At 69.8% G+C, this 2,419-nt stretch carries 3 protein-coding genes; 1 reads left to right on the forward strand and 2 read right to left on the reverse strand.

Annotation, left to right across the window (positions count from 1 at the left end; all coding sequences use genetic code 11):
• Positions 1–359: tripartite tricarboxylate transporter substrate-binding protein (locus ABNT58_RS05800; RefSeq protein ID WP_348752556.1), on the reverse strand; the 359-nt coding region annotated here is incomplete at its 3' end.
• A 40-nt stretch (positions 360–399) separates the two neighbouring features.
• Positions 400–1,506 carry a TauD/TfdA family dioxygenase gene (locus ABNT58_RS05805; RefSeq protein WP_348752557.1) on the reverse strand — a complete coding sequence of 369 codons (1,107 nt, stop codon included), beginning with the start codon at positions 1,504–1,506 and terminating at the stop codon, positions 400–402.
• A gap of 107 nt (positions 1,507–1,613) precedes the next feature.
• Here ABNT58_RS05805 and ABNT58_RS05810 point away from each other — a divergent pair.
• Positions 1,614–2,419, forward strand: an 806-nt coding sequence (locus tag ABNT58_RS05810) for a LysR family transcriptional regulator (RefSeq protein ID WP_348752558.1), incomplete at its 3' end; no start/stop codon positions are given.

Genomic DNA, 2,419 nt, shown 5'->3' on the forward strand with positions numbered 1-2,419 from the left:
CGCGCCACCAGGCTGATGGCCGTGAAGTCCTTCAGCGGATCGAAGGGCAGCTTCGGGAACAGCGAGGCATTGATCGCATGGCTGGTGTAGCAGACCAGCAGGCTGCCCAGGTCCGGGTCGGCCTTGGCCACCGCACCGGCGGCGATGTTGCCGGCGGCGCCCGGCCGGTTCTCGACGATGAACTGCCGCTGCAGCCGCGGACCCAGCTCGGTGGCCAAGGAGCGGGCCACCAGGTCGGTGCCGCCACCAGGCGTGGCACCGACGAGGATGCGACCTGCGGGCTCACCCGCCGCCAGCGCGCGGCCCGCCAGGGCCCAGCCTGAAACACCGGCCGCAGCCAGGAAGTGGCGTCGTTGCATGCTTGTCTCCTGCTTGATGTTGTAAGCCGTTGCGCCGGGCTCAGGCCGGCCGCACCAGCGGGCGCACCTGGCACGGCATGCCCATCGCAGCGGCCTGGCGCTGCTCGAAGTCCAGAAACTCGCGCGTCATCTGACTGCCGTAGAGGCCGCCCCGCACCGCGCCGGCCCGCACGTCGCCGAAGTACTCGGCCCAGTCGGCCGGCAGCGGCTGCGACTGCGGCAGCGCCAGCCACAGACGGTACAGGTGGCGCTTCAGGTCGGGCTCTTCATGGTCTTCGAAGTCGGTGCGCGAATGCAGCGTCACGTAGTTGTTCAGCAGTTGCAGGTCGCCCGGCTCCAGCCACATCGAAAAGCACAGCGCCGGGTCTTTCATCAACTCGTCCAGCAGGTCCAGCGCCTGCAGTTGCAGCTCGCTCAGGCGCGGCACGGCGGCAAAGTCGCGCTGCGCCGCCATCACGTTCTTGCGGTTGGCGCGCATGGCCACATGGCCTTCGGCGCTGCCGACGATGGGGCAGCGGTAGAAGGGCGGCGCATCGGGGTGCTGGGCGCCCTGGTAGCTGTGGAACCAGTCGCCCTGCAGCACCGGTATCAGGTCGGGCCGGCGGCGCTGCACTTCCTCGATCACCGCCAGCGAGCTGACCACCTTGCTTTCGCCGCCGCGCTTGGCCGCACGCCGGCACAGCAGGCCCACCACGTCGCCCGAATCGCAATGGAAGTCCAGGCCTGCATTGGTGTTGTAGCCGCGGCCGTTGGCACCCTTGTACTCGCCGCCTTCGTTGCGCACGTCGGCGATGAAGTCGCTGGCGCGGTTCTGGGTGCGCGCCACGCCCATGTGCAGGCCGATGCCCCAGCAGGCCAGCCGGGCTTCATGCTCGTTCCAGCGGCCGGTGGGCAGGCCCTTGACCAGACACATGCCCCAGCGGCCCTGGGTGAGTGCCGCCGCACGCTGCAAGGCCGCGCGCGAGGCCGCCGGCAGCGGAAAGTCCTGCGGGCCCATCGCCAGCCAGGGCTTGTCGGCATCGCGGGCATGGCGCAGCGCCTGGTCGAAGCCTTCGGCCTCCTCGGGCGTCAGGCGCAGCGTCCAACTGGTGTCGGCAGCGGCTTCGGCGGCGCGCCAGGCCGCGGCGGTGGGTACTTGCACGGTCATCTCGTCTCCTGGGCAGCGGCACAACGGCTACCGATGAAGACGCAGTCTAGGGTTGAGCCAGATCAATAAAAAGCGACGAAAATTTGACTCCTACTGAAGGATTCTTGATGAAGATCGCGGCCTTTCACACGCTGGATGCGGTGCTGCGCGGCGGCTCTTTCGCGGCGGCAGCGCTGGAGATGAACCTCACGCCCAGTGCCGTGAGCATGCAGATGAAGCAGCTCGAGCGTTATCTGGGCCAGACGCTGTTCGACCGCTCGGGCCTGCAGGTGCGGCCCACGCCCGCCGCGCGCGAGGTGGCCGCCAGCATGCAGGAAGGGCTGCAGCGGCTGGCGGTGCTGCGCCGGCAGGTATCGGTGAGCGTGGAAGGCACGGTGCGCCTGGGCATCATCGAATCGATGCAGCCGGTGCTGCTGCCCGGCGTGATGAAGATCCTGCAGCAGCGCTACCCGCGGCTGGACCTGCGGCCGCTGCGGGGCCGCAGCGCCGGGCTGACCGAGATGGTCAAGGCCGGCAGCCTGGACGCCGCGGTGGTGGCCCAGCCCGACAAGGGCGGCAGCGCCGGCCTGCGCTGGCATCCGCTGGAACGGCGCGAACTGCTGCTGGTGGCCCCGCCGCAATCACCCGAGCCGTCGGTAGGCGCCCTCTTCCGCCAGTACGACTGGATCCGCTACGACCGCGGCACCGTCACCGGCGCGATGGCGGTGCGCTACGTCAATGCCCACGTGCGTGAGCGCCGGCCCTCGATCGAGCTGGACAACGTGCCCGCCATCGTGGCCATGGTCAGCGCCGGGCTGGGCATCTCCATCGTGCAGCTGTCCGACCCCGCCATCACCATGGCCTACCCGGTGCGCGTGCTGCGCCTGGGGCGCGGCGCCCCGGCCCTGCAGATGTCGCTGGCCCTGCGCAAGAC

This window comes from uncultured Aquincola sp. (assembly GCF_964001545.1).
In the GTDB taxonomy this organism is placed as follows: domain Bacteria; phylum Pseudomonadota; class Gammaproteobacteria; order Burkholderiales; family Burkholderiaceae_C; genus Aquincola.

Bases quoted from the DNA above. Each gene is read 5' to 3' on its own strand.
- ABNT58_RS05805 (WP_348752557.1), bottom strand. From the start codon at position 1,506: ATGACCGTGCAAGTACCCACCGCCGCGGCCTGGCGCGCCGCCGAAGCC.